The following is a 20,909-nucleotide window of genomic DNA, read 5'->3' as shown; positions in this document are numbered from 1 at the left end:
GTCAGGTGCTTTTCTTATTTTCAAGGAGGGATAGATTTGAATGTATTTGAAGCTGTGAAGCAGTCCGTCACAACAAGACAGGCTGCGGAGCATTATGGAATCCATGTAGGTCGGAACGGGATGGCTTGCTGCCCGTTCCATCATGATAAAACCCCAAGCATGAAGCTGGATCGGCGTTACCACTGCTTCGGCTGCGGTGCGGATGGGGATGTGATTGATTTTGCCGCCGCCCTGTATGGGCTGGGAAAGAAAGAAGCCGCCGTACAGCTGGCACAGGACTTCGGGCTTTCCTATGAGGATTGGAAGCCGCCGGGAAAGGCAAAAAAGCCCAAGCCCCGGCAGAAATCCCCGGAGGAACAGTTTCAGGAAGCAAAAAACCGTTGCTTCCGTATTCTTACCGATTATCTTCACTTGCTTATGGCATGGAGAACGGACTACGCCCCGCACTCCCCGGAGGAAGCCTTTCATCCCCGGTTTGTGGAAGCCTTACAGAAGCAAGCCCATGTGGAATATCTGCTGGATGTGCTGCTGTTCGGGGAGACAGAGGAAAAAGCGGCTTTGATTACGGACTACGGAAAGGATGTGATACAGCTTGAACAGCGAATGGCAGAGCTTGCAGCCGCAGACGCAGCAAGAACTAAAAAACACCATGAACGCCATGCAGCCGCCCCAGAGCATTGAGGAAATCAAGGCGGGGCTGGAAACCACCGAGAAAGGCGGTGTCCGTCAGAGCATCCGGAACTGCCTGACCGTATTCCAGCGTGACCCTCTGCTTTCCGGGGCTATCGCATACAACATCCTAACTGACCGCAAGGACATCATAAAGCCCATCGGCTTCCACAGAGAAAGCACAGCCCTGACCGATACGGACATGAAGTATCTGCTTCTCTATCTGGAAGAAACCTACGGGCTTACCAATGAGAAAAAGATTGATAACGCCATCGGGATTGTGGCGAATGAAAACAAGTACCATCCCATCCGGGACTACCTAAGTGCCCTTGTGTGGGACGGGACAGAACGAATCCGTTTCTGTCTGCGGCACTTTCTGGGGGCTGACGCAGACGATTACACCTATGAAGCGTTGAAGCTGTTCCTGCTGGGTGCAATCTCACGAGCCTTTCAGCCGGGGTGTAAGTTTGAAATCATGCTCTGTCTGGTAGGCGGTCAGGGGGCTGGCAAGTCCACCTTCTTCCGTCTGCTGGCAGTCCGGGACGAGTGGTTCTCCGATGATTTGCGGAAGCTGGACGATGACAATGTGTACCGCAAGCTGCAAGGTCACTGGATTATCGAAATGTCGGAAATGATGGCAACCGCCAACGCCAAGAGCATTGAGGAAATCAAGTCATTTTTAAGCCGGCAGAAAGAAGTTTACAAGATACCCTATGAAACCCACCCGGCAGACCGCCCCCGTCAGTGCGTGTTTGGCGGCACTTCCAATGCCCTTGACTTCCTGCCCCTTGACCGTTCCGGCAACCGCCGCTTTATCCCCGTCATGGTGTACCCGGAGCAAGCCGAGGTTCACATTTTGGAGGACGAAGCTGCTTCCAGAGCCTATATCGAGCAGATGTGGGCAGAAGCGATGGAGATTTACCGAAGCGGCAGGTTCAAGCTGGCTTTCAGCCCCACCATGCAACGGTATCTCAAAGAACACCAGCGGGATTTTATGCCGGAGGACACCAAAGCCGGAATGATACAGGCGTATCTTGATAAGTACACCGGGAGCATGGTCTGTTCCAAGCAGCTTTACAAGGAAGCCTTGAACCATACCTTTGACGAGCCGAAGCAATGGGAAATCCGGGAAATCAACGAGATTATGAACCAGTGCATTACCGGCTGGCGGTACTTCCCGAACCCAAGAATGTTTTCCGAATATGGCAGACAAAAGGGCTGGGAGCGTGAAAACCCGGCAACGGACTCCGGCAACCCGTCTGAAAAAACGATGGATGGTTTTGTGGAGGTCACAGAACAGATGGAGCTTCCATTCTGAAAATGACCGCCCGTTGCACCCCCTGTTGCTATCCCGTTGCCGAGCCGGTTGCCGGGGAAAACCCCTTATTTCCGGGCTTTTCTCCCTTATAACAACCAAAACAACAGAAAAATAAAAGAAAAGTATAAATAGTAACCATCGCCAGATTGAGATTGTTTGCAAGGTCTTTTGAAGCCCGTTGCCGGACTTCGTTGCCGACACCCTCTGTCTGGCTATTTTCATGTATGGAGGATAACTGCCTATGGCAAAAAACAAAACAGAGATTCATGTTACAACGGTGTTTGACGGGGAACTGGACGCCACTGATGTGTTCGTCAGCCTGATTTCCCAGAAATACGGAAAGACAAATACAAAAGAATATCTTGCTAAAAAGAAAGATATAAGCTATAATGAAGATGAGGTTCAAAAGAGCCAGATACCGTCTGGATTGTGTGGGTAAATGGCTATGATGAACGAAATGGAATACAGAACAATCGGAAAGGCACTTGCCGGGGGCTATCGTGCAGCGGTCTATTGCAGGCTGTCAAAGGACGATGACCTGCAAGGCGAAAGTGCCAGTATCGCAAACCAGCGTGATATGCTGGAAAAATACTGCGAAAAGCAGGGATGGGAGGTTGTGGCAGTCTATCAGGACGATGGCTTCACAGGTCTTAACATGGAGCGTCCTGATTTACAGAGAATGTTGAGAGCCATTGAGCGCAGGCAAATCAACCTTGTCATCACGAAAGACCTCAGCCGACTGGGGCGTAACTATCTGCAAACCGGGCATTTGATTGAGGACTTTTTCCCAAGGAACGGTGTCCGCTATATCGCCATGAATGACGGTATCGACACCCTGCGTGATAACAACGATATTGCCCCGTTCAAGAATATCCTGAACGAGATGTACAGCAAGGATATTTCCAAGAAAGTCCATTCCTCTTATCTTCTGAAAGCGCAGAAAGGACAGTTTACCGGGTGTCTTGCCCCGTTTGGATATCGGAAAGACCCGGAGGACAAAAACCATCTGCTCATTGACGAGGAAACCGCCCCGATTGTGCGGCTGATTTTCGGATATGCCCTGAACGGTCATGGTCCGAACTATATCCGCAGACGGCTGGAGGAAGAAAAAATCCCCTGCCCCACATGGTGGAACCGGGAACGGGGGCTTCGCAATACCCGCACCAAATGGGAAAAGAAAGACCCGGAAAACGGGCGGTATATGTGGGACTTCTCCGTTATCAAAGACCTTTTGATGAATCCCGTCTACACCGGGGCGATTGCTTCCCAGAAAAAGGACTACCGTTTCAAAATCGGCACGATTGGGGAAAAGAAGCCGGAGGACTGGATTGTGGTGGAGGGGCAGCATGAACCGCTGATTGATCGCATGAGCTTTGACATTGTGCAGAACAAGCTGAAATCCCGCCAGCGTCCGGGGCAGACCAATGAAATCAGCCTGTTTGCCGGACTGTTAAAATGCGGCGAGTGTGGGAAGTCGCTGACGGTACGCTACACAAACGCAAAACATCCCCAGCAGATTTATTCCTGCAAGACCTACAATGCCTTTGGAAAGAACCACTGCACCCAGCACCGGATTGACTATGACACCCTTTACAGCCATGTGCTGCGGAAAATCCGGGAATGTGCCAGAGCTGCCCTGATGGACGGGGAAGCGGTTGCTGACCGCCTGACCAATACCTGTGAAGCCGAGCAGCGGGAACAGCGGGAAGCAATGGAACGCTCCCTTACAAGGGACGAGGAACGGATTGAGGTTCTGGACAAAATGGTCATGCGGCTTTATGAGGATATGATTGCAGGGCGTATCAGTGAGCAGAATTTCAACACCATGCTGGAAAAGACACAGACCGAGCAGACGGAGCTTAAAGCAAAAGTGTCCGAGGGCAGAAAGCGGCTGTCCGATGAAGTCCAGCTTGCCAATGACGCAAAACAATGGGTGGAAGCCATTCAGGAATACGCCAACATCACAGAGCTGGACGCAGCCACCCTCAACCGCTTAATCAAAGAAATCGTCGTGCATGAGCGCATTGACGAAGATAAAACAAGACACATTTCTATCGAAATTCATTTTAATCTCAAACCCATCCCGGAGGTGGAACAGGTCACTGCCTGACCTGTCCCGCCGGGACGGTTCTCTTAACAACACCATATAGATTTTTTGTACGCCGCCGCCCGCCATCGAGCAGAGTTTTACACCTAATTGGGGATAAAACAGCTCATGGCTGGTTTGGCATTGATTCTGCTGGGCATTGTCATGATTCCGGTTCTGGTCGGCATGATGAACATTACCACCGGTTAATTTTACTGTGATGGTAAATCACTCAAAGGAGGAACAGAGCATGAAAATAATGTCCTCTGTTCCTTTTTTGGCATTATGAAAAATTATTCAAAAAAGGAGGGATTTCATGGGCGTTGTTTCTGATTTTGTGGATGGCATTGAAAGTGCTGTCAAGGACTTTCTAAACGATGCTGTCACACAAACATTGAAAACAACATTCGAGCTGCTCCAAGGCGGATTGGATACCAGTAAAGCAGATGGCATTGGCGGAATGTTTCAGCAATTTCTTAGTGTTCATCCTGCAACCTTTACGGGCGGCGGAAGCACTGGTGCAACTGCTATCTGGACAACAATTGAAAAGGTTTGTAATGATGCAGTAGTACCTGTTGCTGGCATGGTATTTGCAATTGTCGTCATAAATGACTTAATGCAAATGGTCATGAGCAACAATAACTTCAAGGACATAGATGACAGCATTTTTGTTCGCTGGATATTGAAAGTAGTTTGTGGAGTGCTTTTAATCTCTAACACATACTATATCGCCTCCGGCTTTTTTGCATTTGGTACAAAAGCGACCGCAACAGCTATGACAACACTACTCGGCACAAATGCTTTTAGCGGCAATATCTCAGTTGCATCTGATTACGGTATCGGAATGCTCATTGTCCTACTGTTATTGTCGCTGATTATCTTAGTAGGCGTCTTTGTTATGCTTGCAGTCATTGTAGTTGTACTAGCATCACGTATGATAGAAATTTTTATGTACCTCGGAATTTCCCCTCTCCCAATGGCTACGATGATGGGAGGACAATGGTCAGAAGTAGGAAAGAACTGGTTTCGAGGACTTGTTGCACTGGCTTTTCAGGGCTTATTCATTATCCTTGCCTTAGGGATATTCTCCACAATGTTTACGAATGCCCTTGCAAAGTTATCTTCCGGAGGCTCTGCAATCATGCAGATGGCAATCTTATTGGGGTATACCCTCGCTTTGATCTTTACCATTCTGCGGTCTGGTGCAATATCCAAATCTATTTTTAACGCTCATTAACTTTTATCTTTTCCCTACTGTGACTGTAGAGAAAGTGATGTGCAAAAAGGAGGTGACAACTTGGCACAATATGTTCCCATTCCCAAAGACTTATCTGAAATCAAGCAAAAGTTCATTGCCGGACTTACAAAACGACAATCTATTTGCTTTGGAATTGGCTTTGCAATCGGAATTCCTGCTTTTTTTCTTGTGCGATCATTTATAGGGTTGGGCGGCGGTATTGTTACTGGCGGCATTCTTGCCTCACCTGCTATTTTCTGTGGACTATACAGCAAAAACGGACTGCATCTGGAACAGCAAGTGAAATTGACGCTTGACTTCTTTCGCAGCCCCAGAAAACGAACCTATCAATCTGAAAATGTTTACCAACAAATCAAAGATGCAATAGAATATCAGCACTTACGCACAGTTTTGCGATATAACACGTATGAAATTCCAAAAAGAAAGGGAGGCAATCACCGTGCAAAAAAACAAAAAGCAGAAAAAGAACTCCAAAGTACCAACGCATAAAGCCGTTCCGGCAACGCCGTTGACAAAACAAGAGAGAAAAGCAATAGAAGCCAGAATGGCAAAATTGAAAAGCAGCAAGAAAAGCAGTACACAAAAGACAATTCCTTATCTGGAAATGTTTCAGGACGGTACTTGCCAGATAACAAATTCCACTTACTCAAAAACCATACAGTTTTTTGACATCAATTATCGACTTGCTACTTTTGACGAAAAGAATTTTATCTTCTCCAAGTATTGTGATCTCTTAAATTACTTCGACAACACTGTAAAATTCCAATTGACATTTGAAAATCAAAACACTGATGTCGATGAACTTCTGAAAATGTTGGAAATTCCGGAACAAACCGATGACTTCAACGATATTCGGCAAGAATACTCCGCTATGTTGAAAAGCCAATTGATTTCCGGTTCAAATGGTCGTGTGCTTCGAAAGTTTTTGACATTTACAGTAGAAGCTAGCTCGCTGCACAATGCTCGTTTGAAATTGGACAGCATCGCAGCAGAGGTACAAAACATTCTGCGTTCTATGGGCGTTGCAAGTACAATTTTAGATGGCAAAGAACGATTAGAAGTGCTCTACCGTTCATTGAATCCGTTTTCAGATGACCCCTTCCTTTTCGATTGGAAATATCGAATTAAGTCTGGTGCATCTACCAAGGATTTTATTGCACCTACCAGTCTTAGGTTTGTAAAATCAAATTTTGAAATCGGAGAAAATGGATTTGGTTCAGTTTATTCTATCAACTTGCTTGCCGGAGAACTGTCTGATGAGGTTTTATATGACTATCTTTCCAATGACGATCTGATATGCGTCAATCTCCATGTAGAGCCTTACGATCAAATTGCAGCATTGAAATTTATCAAAGGCAAGCTTTCCGACGTGGAAAAGATGAAAATTGACGAACAGAAAAAAGCAACGCAATCTGGATATGATCCGAATATCCTGCCGCCGTCTGTTAAGCTTTATATCGATCAGCTGGAAAAAATGCTGGACGACTTAAATAGCAAGAATGAACGTCTGTTCCACATCACTTTAACCATTCGGGCATATGCAGAATCCAAAAAGAAAATGAAACTTCAACAGGATTTGCTAAAACGAATTACACAGAAAAACAGCTGCAAATTGTTTTCACTGGACTATGAGCAAGAACAAGGTCTTTGCTCCAGTTTGCCGTTGGGCTATAACAATGTCAAAGTGAATCGTGTATTGACAACTTCGGCTATTGCTGTATTTGTTCCATTCACAACACAAGAATTGTTTCAAGGTACTGACGCTTCATATTATGGCTTAAATTCACTTTCGCAGAATATGATTATGGGAAATCGAAAATTACTGAAAAATCCAAATGGATTGATTCTTGGAACACCGGGTTCTGGTAAGTCTTTTTCTGTAAAACGTGAGATTTTAGATACATTCCTAAAAACAACAGACGACATTATCATCTGTGACCCAGAAGCTGAATATTACCCTCTGGTACAAGCTCTTGACGGACAGCTGATTAAAATTTCTACAAGTTCTCAACAGCACATCAATCCTATGGATATTGTCTGGGACAATGAAGAAGACGACGAAAATCCAATTGCAGTAAAATCCGACTTTTTGATTTCTCTTATGGAATTGATTGTTGGCGGCAAATATGGACTAACCGCAGAAGAACGTTCTATTGTCGATCAATGTGTGAGAAATATCTATAACCACTTTCTTTCTCATAATCCTTCTAAGGAAACCATGCCGATCTTAGAAGATCTTCTCAAAGAACTGCGTGAAAATGGCGGAGATATTGCAAAGCGTGTTGCAAATTCGCTAGAGATGTACGTTACGGGATCACAAAACGTGTTTAACCACCGTACAACTGTGGACTTAAATAACCGCATCATTTGTTTTGACATTAAGCAGCTCGGCAATCAGCTAAGAAAAGTCGGTATGCTGATTGTACAAGATCAAGTATGGAACAGAGTTTCCTTGAACCGTGGAAACAAATCAACTCGATATTACATCGACGAATTCCACTTGCTCTTGAAAGAAGAACAAACTGCAAAATATTCTGTAGAAATGTGGAAACGTTTCCGAAAATGGGGCGGTATCCCTACAGGCATTACACAGAATATCAAGGACTTGCTGCAATCACAGGAAATTGAAAATATTTTCGATAACAGTGACTTCATTTATATGCTGAATCAAGCTGCCGGCGACAGAGATATTCTTGCAGAAAAGCTCCATATCTCTGACCAGCAGTTAAAATACGTTACAAATGCCGGACGTGGACAGGGACTTATTTTCTTTGGGGATACAATCTTACCCTTCGTAGACAGATTCCCAAGAGATACAAAGATGTATCAGCTTATGACAACAGATCCAGCCGATCTTGCAAACAAAGTTTCATAATTCAATCTAGTGTCAAAGGTGGTGAAAAAATGAGAATGCACAAACGTAGGCAAGTAGGCTTTCAATCTGGGAGAGATTTTCAGTTACAGGAAAAAAAGCACGTCCATGTTCATTTTTCTCAACAAGTGGACGATTCCGGAAAGCTAAAAACAGGTGTACAAATTACACGCCAGCAAAATCAAGAAATCGGGAAATATCACGGCGTTTTTCATCGTGCAGCTTCTATGCAGCATCGCATCACCGGAGATGTTCCTAAGATTTTCCCTGACAATACCGTTACATCTGCTGCAAAGAATGTCATGAAATTTACAGGACATACTGTTCTAGCAGCGGAAAATGCTGTGATTCGTCGAAAAGACCCAGCTCATGCAGATAATCGGCATTGGCATTTACAATTTCAACGTATGCAAGATTCTACTGGAAATCAGCATACACAAGTTCATTTCGTCCGAAAAGAAAATGAAAACCTCGGAAACACACATGGCTTATTCCATCGTGCAGCTTCCTTGCAGCATCGTATCACCGGAGATACTCCTAAGATCTTCTCCGATAGTGCTGCTGTATCTGCTGCAAAGAATGCCATGAAGTTTACAGGACACACCGTTCTGGCAGCTGAAAATGCTGTACTGCGACGTACTAGACCAGAATACGCTGATAACCGACATTGGCATCTGCAATTTCAACGCAATGCAGACAGCAGCGGAAAATTTCATACACAGGCGAAGTTTGTTCGTATAGAAAATCCTACAGTCGGTGAATATCACGGTGTATTACATCGCATTAACTCTATGCGTCACCGTATCACTGGTGATACGCCAACGATACTGCCAAATTCAGTTGCTTTTCAAACTGCAAAAAAAGCACTTCGATTTACAGGACATACAGCATTAGCTGTAGAAAACGCTTTTATACGACGTTTTGATGCTGGTCATGCTGATAATCGACATTGGCAATTGCAATTGAAACGAACACAAGATCAAAATGGTGGATTTCACACTAAAATGCACTTTGTGCGTACAGATGTTCCGCAATTGCAAAAAAGTCGTGGTGTGATACATAAAGCAGTCTCATTCCGTCACCGCATTTCCGGTGATATTCCATCTCTGACTAAACATCTGCAATCTCAACAACCAAAGACAAAGAAAGCTATTGTTGCAAAGGCAGCTGCACAAGGTGCGTGGGCAGATGTAAAATTAACTGCAAAAGCAGGAATAAATACTGCATTAGCCGCTGAAACCACAGCCTTAACAATCAAAGATATTGGCTGGCGTGAAGTCAAGCGTAAAATCGCTTATAAATATCAACGTGACGTTTCCAATATAGATGATTCAAATCACGGTCTTCTTGCCAGCGGCAAAATTGTAAAGGATGCAGTTGTTGGATTCCAGCGATTTCAGCGGCAAAAAGTTACTCTAAGGCAAGAACGTCAACGACTTGTACAGAAAAAGCAGCATACAATGCTGCTTGCGGAAAAAACAAATCAAGGCTTACAAAAGAGTGTTCATCGCCAAATAGAAAAGAAAGCTGAATTTATCAGCCGGAAAAAAGATTTCCGCATATCCAAAAAGAATGGCAAAGTCACGCCGCTTCAAAAAACTGCATTAAAAAGGCGAAAACAAGTCTATCGTTTTGAGAAAAAGAAGTATCAGAAATTCAAGCGTACTACTTACAGGATTCAGAAAAAAGAAACCAAGGCTTATTTCCTGCAAAAGAAGATCGTAAAATTCAGCAAGCCTAAGCCGCTTATTTTTATGCCGATTAGCTATGCTGGAGCCCGTGCCAAATCTAGCAGCTGGCAAAAAGCTGTCAGTGCAGATGCTGACAATGATTTTATGCGATTAGCAGATGCCGGTGTTCGCACGGCAAGACGCTTTCAAAAATCACCCGCCCAAAAGACAAAAAAAGCACAGAAAAAGCAAAAATCCCTACAGAAAAAATCCAGTCAAACGCAAGTCAAGTTAAAGCAGCAGGAAAGCAAATTAAAGCAATCCAGCAGCAAACAGCAGCAAAGAAAAAAGAAAGCGAACCACAAGAAAAGAACAAAAAAGAAAAGTAGTTTAAAAGAACGTTTTCGTCGTGGATTCCATAAGGGAATTGAAGAAGCCGCCAAAAAATTTATGATTCCTGCTTTACCTGTTTTATTCGGTGGTCTCATCTTTCTGGTTATTCTTGTACTGATTTTTGGTGTCTTTGCAAATTCCGGCTTTATTATGGGTACATACGCCGCTTTGGACGATTCTCTCTCCAAATCAGAAATGGTATACACCAATTTTGCAAATAACATGAATAAAAAGGTGCTTGCTGTTGGAAATGAATCTCTATGGAAAATAGGATTAAATCAACTGGGTGTTTCTTTGGAAATCACAGAGAATTATGATGACACTCCTACTGAATTCATCTTTGGACAATCCGCTGTATTTCCTGACACTCCGGCATATGATTTCAATCCCAATCAGTTGTGGAGTTTTCTCTGTGCTTATTATTATGACTTTGACGCATCAGAGAAAGCAAAAGATAACGAAGAAGATTTTGATGTACCTTACTGGGAATATGACTCCGACACTTACAAAATTATAAAAAAGCTATTTGAGTTGGAGTACACTTTTGATTACCGGTACGATAACGCATCCAGCTGGAGTGAACTAGGTACATATACATACGATTGGAAATTCCATTATGTGACTGGAAGTGGAACCGAAAATGGCTATCCTTACATCGATTTCAAAGCTATTCCAAATGACTTAAAAGACTTTGCAAAAGTAAAATCAAACCGCATTTATTACAATGCCGAAAATGGTGAAATTCTAAATGCCAGAAAAAAATACAAAGCAACCGGCTGGTACTTACAAGATCAACGCTACAATGTGATTGATCCTTCCGGAAATGAATTGCCTTCATTCTACACACAAGATACAAACGCATTTCAGTATGATTACGCTTATACCGGTGGATATGGACGCTTCTATACATTTGAAAGATCAACCTATTGGATTCCCAGCAGCAAAAAAACATCTGATCCTGCCTTTTGTCCTACTGTTGCTCCCTATGACGTTGCCTTCTTCAAATTAAATAACAGTACAGATGTGTCTATCAAAAATGGTTTTTCTGGCTATTTGGGCTATAAAAGTGCTATGGAAAATAAGAATCTAATTACAGATGACTGGAATCGTCATTACGCCTATAATTCTTGGGCAAAAGTGAATGCAGAAGCTGGTGGCTTTTTGGGATATGGTTTCTGTACCTATTATCAAAAATACGAGTGGGTAAAAAATTGCACACTGTACTATACAGTGCATCAAAATTACACATTTGACGAAGCAATCAGAAAAATTCTAAGCGAGCAATCAGATGCCGCAGATCGAATTGCTTATTATGAACTTCTTTGTGGCTCCGGTAGTACTGGTTCTACTACCAATCTATTGGGCAATCATCAAACATTTCCATCCCCTGTAGATGGTGGTATTGTTGATTTAAGTAGCGGCAATTGGATTTACAATGGCTATGGATATGATATGCACGGTTGGAATCAGGAACACTGCTCTATCAATCAGCATAACGGATTAGATATTATTCGCAATTCCGGAAGCAGCGTATACGCCATGGTATCCGGAAAAATTACAGATTATGATCCCGATACACATTCTCTTACCATTATTTCTTCTAAAAAGGTAGACCTGTGGTATGATAAAGAGCGAAAGGTAAAAATCCTATACAGCAATGTCAAACTAAAAAGTGGATTGAATAATGGAGACATTGTAAGTGCCGGAGAAAAAATAGGTACTTCTACCAGCGACCGAAACTGCTTTACTACCAAAAATGAAAAAGCAGTCTACGACTATGTTCACGTTCAAGTATACATTAGCTATGACTGGAACAGCTATGAAATGGCTGACCCAAGACTCCTTATCAATTATTAAAACGGAAAGGCAATTTGATATGAAAGAAACTACAAAAAGGAAATTGAAGCGGCTGCATCAAAAACTGAATGAGCTGGAAGAACGCATGAAAAAAGATGCAATTGATAAACGAGCTATTCAGAAGCAGATTCAAGACATTGAAAGCACTGAAATTTTTAATATGATTCGAAAGGGTGGATTATCCTTAGAAGTTGTTTGTGATGATCTGGAACTGGGAAAGAAGTTGCGTGAATCCGGCATAACAGCATCAGAAATTGCAGAAATGATTACATCGGAATCAAATACAGAAACAACCGCTATGAAAGAAACAAGCACAACCCAAAATGAGAAAGAGAGGAATTTCGAATGAAAAGAAAATGGATTGCAGCACTTGCTGCACTGACAATGGCATTGCCTTTTCCCATGAGCATTTCTGCTTCTGCGGTAAATGAGGATATTCCTGCACAAACTGATGAAAGCATGATGGGACAAGAAGAAAGCAGCAATACCGATGCAGCACAAGAATCTGCGGATCAAATTCTGGGAGAAATTCTTGACTCCAACACAGCAACCGGAAATGCAGATGGCAACTCTGATTCGTCTCAGATTGATTATGAAAATGATCCCTACTATGATACCGAAGGAAATGCATCACTGATCGAGAATCAGAAGATTATCTATGATTCTGATGAGATGCAGTTTATCTCTGTAACCACAAAAAATGGAAATGTATTCTACATCTTGATCGACTATACCGCTGCAAAGGAAAACGGCGGTGAAAATGTTGTTTATTTTCTGAACAAGGTAGATGATTATGATTTATATACTCTGCTGAACGATGGAAATAATTCAGATAATTCGGTAGAGGACTACGAAAAACAGAACGGCACTGCATTTGGCAAAACCACATCTTCTATTGATGAATCCGAAAATGCAGTAGAAACAACTACTTCCACCGCTGCTGCTTCGTCAAGTTCGAAATCAGGAAACAAAAATATGATGATTATTCTTTGCGTGGTAGTTGTTATCGGTGCTGGTGCTGCAATTTTCTTCTTTAAGTTCAAAAAGAAAAAGTCTACCGTTCCAAATGATGATCTGGACTTTGATGAGTACGATGAAGATGAGGATGGTGACGAATAAGCTATGAAAAAAGTTATTGTAGGTGGAATGATTGCAGTTGCAGTAATGGGTGTACTCTTTGCTCTCTCCATCAAGGGAGAAATTGATGCCCAGAAATATCCTGTATACATCAATGAAGCACGATTTCAGAACAGCCGCAATCAGAAAAAAGCGTGAAAGGAGGAATTGCTATGCAGCTGGTGATTGCAGAAAAGCCCAGTGTAGGACGATCAGTCGCTTCTGTAATAGGAGCAACTGAAAAGAAAGATGGCTATTTGGAAGGAAACGGGTATATTGTTACATGGTGCATTGGTCATCTGGTACAACTTGCAAGCCCAGATAAGTACGATTCCAAATACGGTACTAAAATTTCAGAATGGAGTTTTTCAACGCTCCCGATTCTTCCTGAACACTGGAAATTTGTTGTTTCCTCAACAACAAAACAACAGTTTCAAGTAATTCAGGAACTCATGCAGGATTCTCGTGTAGATGAAATCATTTGTGCTACAGATGCCGGACGAGAAGGTGAATGCATTTTCCGCTATGTTTATGAAAAAATCGGCTGCACAAAACCTTGTAAACGCCTTTGGATTTCTTCAATGGAGGATAAAGCAATCCGTGAGGGATTTTCAAATCTTCGTCCTGACAGTGACTATGACAACTTATATGCAGCTGGACTTTGTCGGGCAAAGGCAGACTGGCTTGTTGGATTAAATAGCACACGTCTTTTTACTTGCCGTTATGGAACATTGCTTTCGATTGGGCGAGTACAAACGCCTACGCTTGCTATGATCGTACAACGTGACTACGATGTAAAACATTTCGTTAAACAGAAATTCTTTACTGTAGAGTTGGACTGCGGCACATTTGTTGCATCGTCAGAACGAATTGACGAAGAAGAATCAGCAAAAAACATTGCAGAATCTTGCAGTGGAAAAACAGCTACAATTTCAGAAATCAAAAAAGAAATCAAAACTGTAAATCCGCCGAAACTTTACGATCTAACCACGTTGCAACGTGAAGCAAATCGTCAGTACGGCTATACAGCACAACAAGCCTTAGACTATACGCAGTCTTTATATGAACAGAAGTTGGTTACCTACCCTCGAACCGATAGCCAGTATCTAACGGAAGATATGGAACAAACCGCAGCTGATCTGATACAAACGATTTGCAATACCATATCATGCTGTCAGGGATTATCTATTCCAGAACCAAATGTAAAACGCTGCATCAATAATTCTAAAGTCTCAGATCACCATGCAATTATTCCAACAGCAGAAATTGCACATAAAAAATTAGCAGATCTTCCTGATGGCGAAAGAAATATTCTCAACCTGATTGCAGCAAAATTGATTCTTGCAACAGCTGATCCACATCGGTATGAAGCAACTAAAGTTTCAGTTATCTGTGAAAACCACAATTTTTCTGCAACCGGCAAAGCAATTTTAAATGCTGGCTGGAAAGCCTTTGAAATTGCAATAAAAGAAATGCTGAAAAGCAATGAGGACACTGTAAAATCTGGAGATGAAAAAACACTGCCGCCTCTCGAAAAAGGACAGGTATTTGAAAATGTAACTTCTTCTGTTATAGAGCATTATACCAGTCCTCCAAAGCCATATACAGAAGATACACTGCTAAAAGCAATGGAAACCGCAGGAAATCATAATTATGATGAAAATGCTGATGTAGAGAAAAAAGGACTTGGCACTCCTGCCACTCGTGCTGCAATTTTGGAAACGCTGGTAAAACGAGCATACATTGAGCGAAAGAAGAAACAGATCTTCCCAACTGCAAAGGGCATTAGTTTAATCGCAGTCGTTCCAGATGAGGTAAAATCCGCACAGCTGACCGCAGACTGGGAAACTCAGCTGCAAGAAATAGAACGTGGTCAATGCAATCCAGATGATTTTATGCATGAAATCATCTCATTTGTAAGTGACATTTCTGGAAAATACAACGAAAAAGCTGAAAATGCTGCTTTTCAGACACAGCGAACAGTGATTGGAAAATGTCCAAAGTGCGGAAAGAATGTTGTCGAATGGAAAAAGTCTTTTTCTTGTGAGAATGATAAAGAAAAATGCGGATTTATCATATGGAAGTCCATCTGCAACAAAATCATTTCTGCAACACAAACAAAAAAATTACTTGAAAAAGGGAAAACCGATCTAATCAAAGGATTTAAAAGCAAAGCCGGCAACGAATTTGATGCCTATCTCATCTTAAAAGATGACAAAACCACCGGTTTTGAATTTCCTCCACGAAAGAAGTAATTCTATGTTTGAAAAATTTGTAGGCACTTACATTTCCGCACTTCTCGTCACTTCATCTGTTTCACCATCTACAGAACCAGTGACAATACAGCCACATCCAGACACGTCCATTCATTGCGTTTCTGATTTGCAAGTTTCTCCAGTTTCCGTTTCATGCTTAAAAGTGACATGGACAGCAGAGCAGAACCGTGATTATACGGTTACCTGTACCATTTTAGATTCTGACATCGCATACGTTGATAATATGTGCTTTGTTTTTAAATCGAATTCTCTCTGCTATATTACTGGATTACGGGAAGGGACTTCCTATTCAATTGATGTGATTCCAATTGCTAAAGAAGGAGAAACATCGGAAATGCAATCCACTTGTGCATATGCCAAAACGGAACAAGTAGAAGTGATTGAAAATTTCCCGTATGAAGATGGTTGGACAAATTGCTTTGCATACGAAAATGCTGCTGGATTAACTAGGAATCCTTCTTGGTCTGCAATACGGGGATGTATTCCTGACCCGATTACAGACACTGGAATTATGCGTGATGAATACGGAGATTACTGTGTTGCAATGGGCACAAAATACGGATATTGCAACGACAGATTTCTGATCACTCTGGAAAATGGGATTCAATTTACCGTTAAAATTTGCGATAGCAAGGGGGATGTTCCCTATCATCATTTTGGTGGTACAGGAAAATGTGTTATAGAATTTATTCATGGCAACGGACAACTTCCAAATTGTGTTGCTTTTACCGGAAACTACGGCTGCTTTTCTTGGAATGGTCTTGACTTTGATAACATTCGATCTATACAAAAAATCAACTACGGCAATCCCATTAGCTATTGATGAAAGGAGCGACATATGACTACTGTCGGCAATATCGACTATAAAAAAATCGAAAATCGTCAATTTGTCACTGTCGATACAGACAAAGCCGCTGACATTATTTCTGAATTGACGCAAAAGCAAGTGCCTTTTTCGGGAAGATATGATGATTCTCGATTGACATTACATTTTTCCCAAAAGGACTGGGACATTGTACAAAATGCTCTTTCTGGAGCTGCACGTCCGCATGAAAACGATACTTCAAAAGCCCAGCAAGAATTAGATGACTTGCAGCAACAATTAAAAAGGGCTTTGGAACGTCAAAAAGAATTGGAAGAACAGGCTGCAAAAGTGCAGCAAAGTCAAGACAAGGCAGAATACACCGAATCAAGCGTATTTTCAGGGCAACCACAACCTGAACAACTTCTCCCGATCTTACAAGCAAAAGCAATCCAACACACTGAAAAATTAGACGCACTTTCCGAAAAAAGGACTGCATTAGAGAATAAAATTCAAACCAATCAAGGCAAAATCGATAGATTTTCAGATAAGGTACAACGACTTATTGATACCAATCAGATGCTCCACAGTTTATTTCAAAATGCGAAAGTTCCCGGCATCAAAACTATGGCAGAAGCTGCGATTCATCGCAACGAACAAAAGATCATAAAAATTCAAGAAAATCGAATTCCGAAACTACAAACCAAAATACAAGAGCAATCTAAAAAGATTGAGAAGATCGACAGGAAAAGCGACATTACCCAATGTAAACTTGACAGATGCCGTTGTATTAACCAAATTATCAAGAGTTTCGGTATCTCTGACAATGCTGATAGACGACAAGCCTTTTCGCAAGCAATGGATGGGCTACATCAAACCACAATACAGCGATTGTCCTATAAATTAGATTCTTGTCAGCAGAAGATCTCTCTACTGTCTCAAAAATACATGGCAACAGACAGTGCGGCTGATAAATTGAAAATCCATCAAAAAATCAATACTCTAAAAGAGCGAAAACAAAAAATCACTGCAAAGCTGGACAAATTTCACAGTGTGACATTGCCCTATACCAAACAATCCGGCACTACCATTGACCATGTTATTTCAGGAACTGAACAGCAATTAAGAGAAGCTGCGGAGACTGGTAAAATAAATATGCCTGTATTTGCAGAAAAAATATGCGTAGATAATGCTGATCTTCTGCCTGAAATAGCTCTTTCTGTACCCATAGAAAAGCCCGATCCGTCTCTTATCCCTGAAATTGCAGATCTTCTAAATATGTCTGTGTCTGAGGTGGAAAGCAAACCATTGGATATTCAGGCAATGTTAAAAGACACATATACTGCTAATTACTTTTCCGATCCCTCTACTTTACAAGAAACGCTTACTTACATTATCAATCCCAATTATGAAACAAACCGTGATTTGCAAGAGCATCAAGAAAAAGATAAAACGTCTCCTGCTGTTGCTGCGAAAGAAGCGGATTCTGATTACAGAAAGCATGAACATTCACAGGAAATGCCTCTCGGAAAAACAGCTGCAACTGCAAGTAGTGTTTCTCAAAGCCACCTTCGTTCTGTAGAAGAATTGACAGAAACCAATGCAAATATGATCGATGGAATCCTCAACAATGAAAAACCAGAACCGGAGTTTGAGAAACCTCAAAAAGCAGAATTTTCTTTTTCCAGAAACAGCATGAAAGCTTTAGCAGCAAAGGTTCATGATACTCCGTCCAGTCCCCCTGAAAAGCAGAGAGATGAACTGAAAAAGTAATGGAATTATAAGAGAAAAGGAGAAACGATGAAATACTACGGCAATCAAATCTGGAATGCAGCAACGCCAAGTATTCGAAAAGCTACGCTTTTAATGGACGAAGCTGCCTTTCGTATTTTACAACAGCAGCTGGAACAATATCAATTAAACTATTATGCAGCCGAGAAAAACGGCAAAGTGAAAATGGTCATTAACTATAATGATTCTCACGATATTCAAAAATTGATTGGCAAAAAAACAGCTTCTCAAATTCATTGGTTTCCAAAATCAAGACATTATGCACCACCGGCTTTTAACATTATTGGAAACACCAAGTATCAAGAATTATCTCAAAAGAGTTATATTCGAGGTAACACAGACCTTGTTCTTCAAGTTGCCAAGCAATTAGAAGAACAAGGTATTTCTTTTTCAGGGAGAATCTACAATCAAAATAGAGCTACCCTCACTGTACAGGATCAGGATCAAGAAAAGGTTCTTCGTCTCTATCATGATATTTCAGAAAAAAGAGCTGCACAGTATCACGATGCTGCTGCATTAGAAACTGTTGACATCTCCCTTTCCAATTTACCGCAGCAAACATTTGACGAGATCCTCCCCTATCTAAAACAAACAGATATTTCATTCTCAGCACGTGCGGAAAAAGATCATTGCATTTTTTCCATTTCTCAAAAAGATACCGGTATCTTCTATCAAGCTTTAGTACAAGCAAAATTTCGTTCTGAATTTCATAAAGGTTTAAAAGAACTTGGATTTACAGAACAACAAGATGCATTTTTAGAACCCTTTTCTGTTTTTCTTGCCACACAGGAAGCAGCAGGAAAATTAACATTAGATTATACAGCATATCTCAATCCCAATTACAGCAATCAACAATTACAAATGATTTGTGACCTTTTTCAAGAGTATCACAAACAGTCCATTACAGAACAAATTTCTGCGGACAATCCAGTATTGCAGAAATTACAACAACAGAAATCTCAATTTGACGCAGAAATCACCCTAAACAGCATCATTGGGAACAATCCCTTTCAGCCAGAACAAAAGAATGCTCTAATCGCTGCCATTCAAATCGGCATTCCTCATGAATTATTGAAAAAAATCGATAACACTTATTCAGCAGAAACGATCAATGACTTCATACAAGTATATCAGACCTATGATATGCAAAAAATACAATCTTTTTTGGATTCACATCAACCTGAAACTGACAGTCACTCACAGGAACGGGAAAAAAATTCGCTTACTAAAGCATTTGATGAAATCAAAGAACGATTTGCACAAACTGAACAACAGGCTCTGTTTTTGGATCGCCTTGAAAAATTTGTAGAAAAGAATCATATTACAAATAACGTAATTTCTTCTGCTTTTGAAAAATCACATGGTTTCCGTTCTGCATACGGCAATGAAAAATTACTAAGCAGTCGTATCTTTTTCGGGAGATTGCATCCAGTTTCAGAAGCAATTGAACATGCTGTTTCCAATAAAACAACTGTGATTCAGACCGAACCACAAAAAGCAGAACCAAAACCTACTGCTGAAAAAGAACCATCGTCTGTCACACAGGAAGATTTCGATGTACTTCGCACACTAGAACCTCGAAAAAGTATTTTGAATCTTACCGAAGACGAACTTACTGCAATTCCAACATGGAAAGAGCGATTTCAAAAAGAATTGGCTGAAAAATCCCCTTTTTATCGATTGGAACAAGGAGAATGGAGAGATCAGGAAGCAACACAAATACCAATTCTTTCAATTCCTAGCCACGATGCAGATTTTCAAAGTGTCCGTGCCGATATAAAAAGCAGAAATATCGAACGAGGTTCTTTTACCAATACAGATACCGGCTGGACAATTCAAGTTAGCCGTAATGGATTAGAAGATTCCGTAAAATACGGACACCAACATCATGATAATGCTGTGTATGATATGCTTTACCAACTTCCCAAACTTGTTGAAGAAAGCATTTTCCTTGACAGCACTATTTCAGAAAAAAACAATAAAAATAAAGCAAACAACACAGCCTTTATGCACAAGCTATACGCTGTTTGCAAAATAGATGATCAGCCCTATCTTGCCAAATTAACCATAGAAGAATTTGCAGATGGGCAAAAAGATACATTGAAAAGAATGTATAATGTTCAGGATATAAAAATAGAGCCACTTAGGCTCCTAGAGTTCACTGATAAACAGCTAGCTCGTTCAGTCCTAAATGACTCCACTATTAGTATAGCAGATTTATTTACTGTTGTCAAGGAATTTGACCACGATTTCTATCTAAACCGTACTCCGCAAAAGGCTTCGGAACATACCATTCAAGCCGAACCTAATATTCCTGTTCCAGATGAAATTACACCGGATTCCTCTATAGAAAGTACGCCTCCGCCTATAGAAAAAAGCACAGATTCCATTGAAAAGGATACAGCTAGCCATTCACAAGAATCAGAAGTAGCTTCATCGCCTGAAAAAGAGAAAAATTTCACTATCACTAATGAATCACTTGGCGAAGGCGGCTTAAAATCAAAATTCAAGAACAATATCACTGCCGTGAAAACCTTAAAAACTCTGGAGCAAGAAAATCGTTCTGCGACAGATGCAGAAAAAGAAATCCTTTCAAAATACGTCGGTTGGGGTGGAATTCCGCAAGCTTTTGATAAGAATAATGAATCTTGGAGTACAGAGTATTCACAGCTAAAGGAATTACTTACGCATCAGGAATACAGACAAGCGAATGCTTCTGTTTTGGACGCATTTTATACTTCTCCTGTGGTTATAGAACGACAAAATGGATATAAAAGTGGTTTCAAATATTTGCCCTGATA

Annotated in this window: 16 protein-coding genes; 15 read left to right on the top strand and 1 reads right to left on the bottom strand. The window is 41.4% G+C overall.

Annotation, left to right across the window (positions count from 1 at the left end; all coding sequences use genetic code 11):
- The first annotated feature begins 36 nt into the window (after positions 1 to 36).
- Entirely contained in the window at positions 37 to 681 is a 645-nt protein-coding gene (locus RUMCAL_RS10710; protein WP_040647966.1) for a CHC2 zinc finger domain-containing protein, read from the top strand.
- Positions 650 to 1,987: a virulence-associated E family protein gene (locus RUMCAL_RS10705; RefSeq protein WP_040647965.1), complete on the top strand. Its 1,338-nt coding sequence runs from the start codon at positions 650 to 652 to the stop codon at positions 1,985 to 1,987. Before RUMCAL_RS10710 ends, RUMCAL_RS10705 begins: the two co-directional genes overlap by 32 nt.
- 28 nt (positions 1,988 to 2,015) lie before the next feature.
- Here RUMCAL_RS10705 and RUMCAL_RS16780 read toward each other — a convergent pair whose 3' ends face one another.
- Positions 2,016 to 2,255, bottom strand: coding sequence for a hypothetical protein (locus RUMCAL_RS16780; RefSeq protein WP_021682886.1), 240 nt, complete (start codon positions 2,253 to 2,255; stop codon positions 2,016 to 2,018).
- On the opposite strand from RUMCAL_RS16780, the gene RUMCAL_RS10700 reads away from it, so the two are divergent.
- From RUMCAL_RS10700 to RUMCAL_RS10640, 13 genes are all read left to right on the top strand, one after another.
- On the top strand, positions 2,229 to 2,426 hold the full coding sequence (locus RUMCAL_RS10700) for a hypothetical protein (protein ID WP_002304371.1): 198 nt from the start codon (positions 2,229 to 2,231) through the stop codon (positions 2,424 to 2,426). The genes RUMCAL_RS16780 and RUMCAL_RS10700 overlap by 27 nt on opposite strands.
- Positions 2,427 to 4,097 (top strand): recombinase family protein, encoded by a 1,671-nt coding sequence (locus tag RUMCAL_RS10695; protein WP_015565206.1) that lies wholly within the window; start codon positions 2,427 to 2,429, stop codon positions 4,095 to 4,097.
- Positions 4,098 to 4,389: 292 nt separating this feature from the next.
- A complete protein-coding gene (locus RUMCAL_RS10690; RefSeq protein WP_021682885.1) occupies positions 4,390 to 5,310 on the top strand; it encodes a VirB6/TrbL-like conjugal transfer protein, CD1112 family in 921 nt (306 codons plus the stop codon).
- 60 nt (positions 5,311 to 5,370) lie between these two features.
- Positions 5,371 to 5,820 (top strand): PrgI family protein, encoded by a 450-nt coding sequence (locus RUMCAL_RS10685; RefSeq protein WP_040647950.1) that lies wholly within the window; start codon positions 5,371 to 5,373, stop codon positions 5,818 to 5,820.
- A complete protein-coding gene (locus tag RUMCAL_RS10680) occupies positions 5,738 to 8,206 on the top strand; it encodes a VirB4-like conjugal transfer ATPase, CD1110 family (RefSeq protein ID WP_051343824.1) in 2,469 nt (822 codons plus the stop codon). The genes RUMCAL_RS10685 and RUMCAL_RS10680 overlap by 83 nt, the downstream gene beginning before the upstream one ends.
- 29 nt (positions 8,207 to 8,235) lie before the next feature.
- Positions 8,236 to 12,123, top strand: a complete 3,888-nt coding sequence (locus RUMCAL_RS10675; protein ID WP_021682882.1) for a M23 family metallopeptidase — start codon at positions 8,236 to 8,238, stop codon at positions 12,121 to 12,123.
- Positions 12,086 to 12,472 (top strand): hypothetical protein, encoded by a 387-nt coding sequence (locus RUMCAL_RS10670; protein WP_021682881.1) that lies wholly within the window; start codon positions 12,086 to 12,088, stop codon positions 12,470 to 12,472. The genes RUMCAL_RS10675 and RUMCAL_RS10670 overlap by 38 nt, the downstream gene beginning before the upstream one ends.
- Positions 12,469 to 13,242, top strand: a complete 774-nt coding sequence (locus tag RUMCAL_RS10665; protein ID WP_021682880.1) for a CD1107 family mobile element protein — start codon at positions 12,469 to 12,471, stop codon at positions 13,240 to 13,242. Before RUMCAL_RS10670 ends, RUMCAL_RS10665 begins: the two co-directional genes overlap by 4 nt.
- 3 nt (positions 13,243 to 13,245) lie before the next feature.
- Positions 13,246 to 13,398 (top strand): hypothetical protein, encoded by a 153-nt coding sequence (locus RUMCAL_RS15610; protein WP_021682879.1) that lies wholly within the window; start codon positions 13,246 to 13,248, stop codon positions 13,396 to 13,398.
- Positions 13,399 to 13,412: 14 nt separating this feature from the next.
- Entirely contained in the window at positions 13,413 to 15,494 is a 2,082-nt protein-coding gene (locus RUMCAL_RS10660) for a type IA DNA topoisomerase (protein ID WP_040647948.1), read from the top strand.
- A gap of 4 nt (positions 15,495 to 15,498) precedes the next feature.
- Positions 15,499 to 16,338, top strand: a complete 840-nt coding sequence (locus RUMCAL_RS16550; protein ID WP_242823508.1) for a fibronectin type III domain-containing protein — start codon at positions 15,499 to 15,501, stop codon at positions 16,336 to 16,338.
- Positions 16,339 to 16,353: 15 nt separating this feature from the next.
- The gene (locus RUMCAL_RS10645; RefSeq protein WP_021682874.1) at positions 16,354 to 18,090 is read left to right on the top strand and encodes a DUF4316 domain-containing protein; all 1,737 of its coding nucleotides are present in this window, start codon (positions 16,354 to 16,356) and stop codon (positions 18,088 to 18,090) included.
- A 27-nt stretch (positions 18,091 to 18,117) separates the two neighbouring features.
- Entirely contained in the window at positions 18,118 to 20,907 is a 2,790-nt protein-coding gene (locus RUMCAL_RS10640) for an LPD3 domain-containing protein (RefSeq protein WP_021682873.1), read from the top strand.
- The last annotated feature ends 2 nt before the right edge of the window (positions 20,908 to 20,909 follow it).

It is taken from the genome of Ruminococcus callidus ATCC 27760 (assembly GCF_000468015.1).
GTDB lineage: Bacteria > Bacillota > Clostridia > Oscillospirales > Ruminococcaceae > Ruminococcus_C > Ruminococcus_C callidus.
This window is presented reverse-complemented; position numbering and strand designations above follow the sequence as displayed.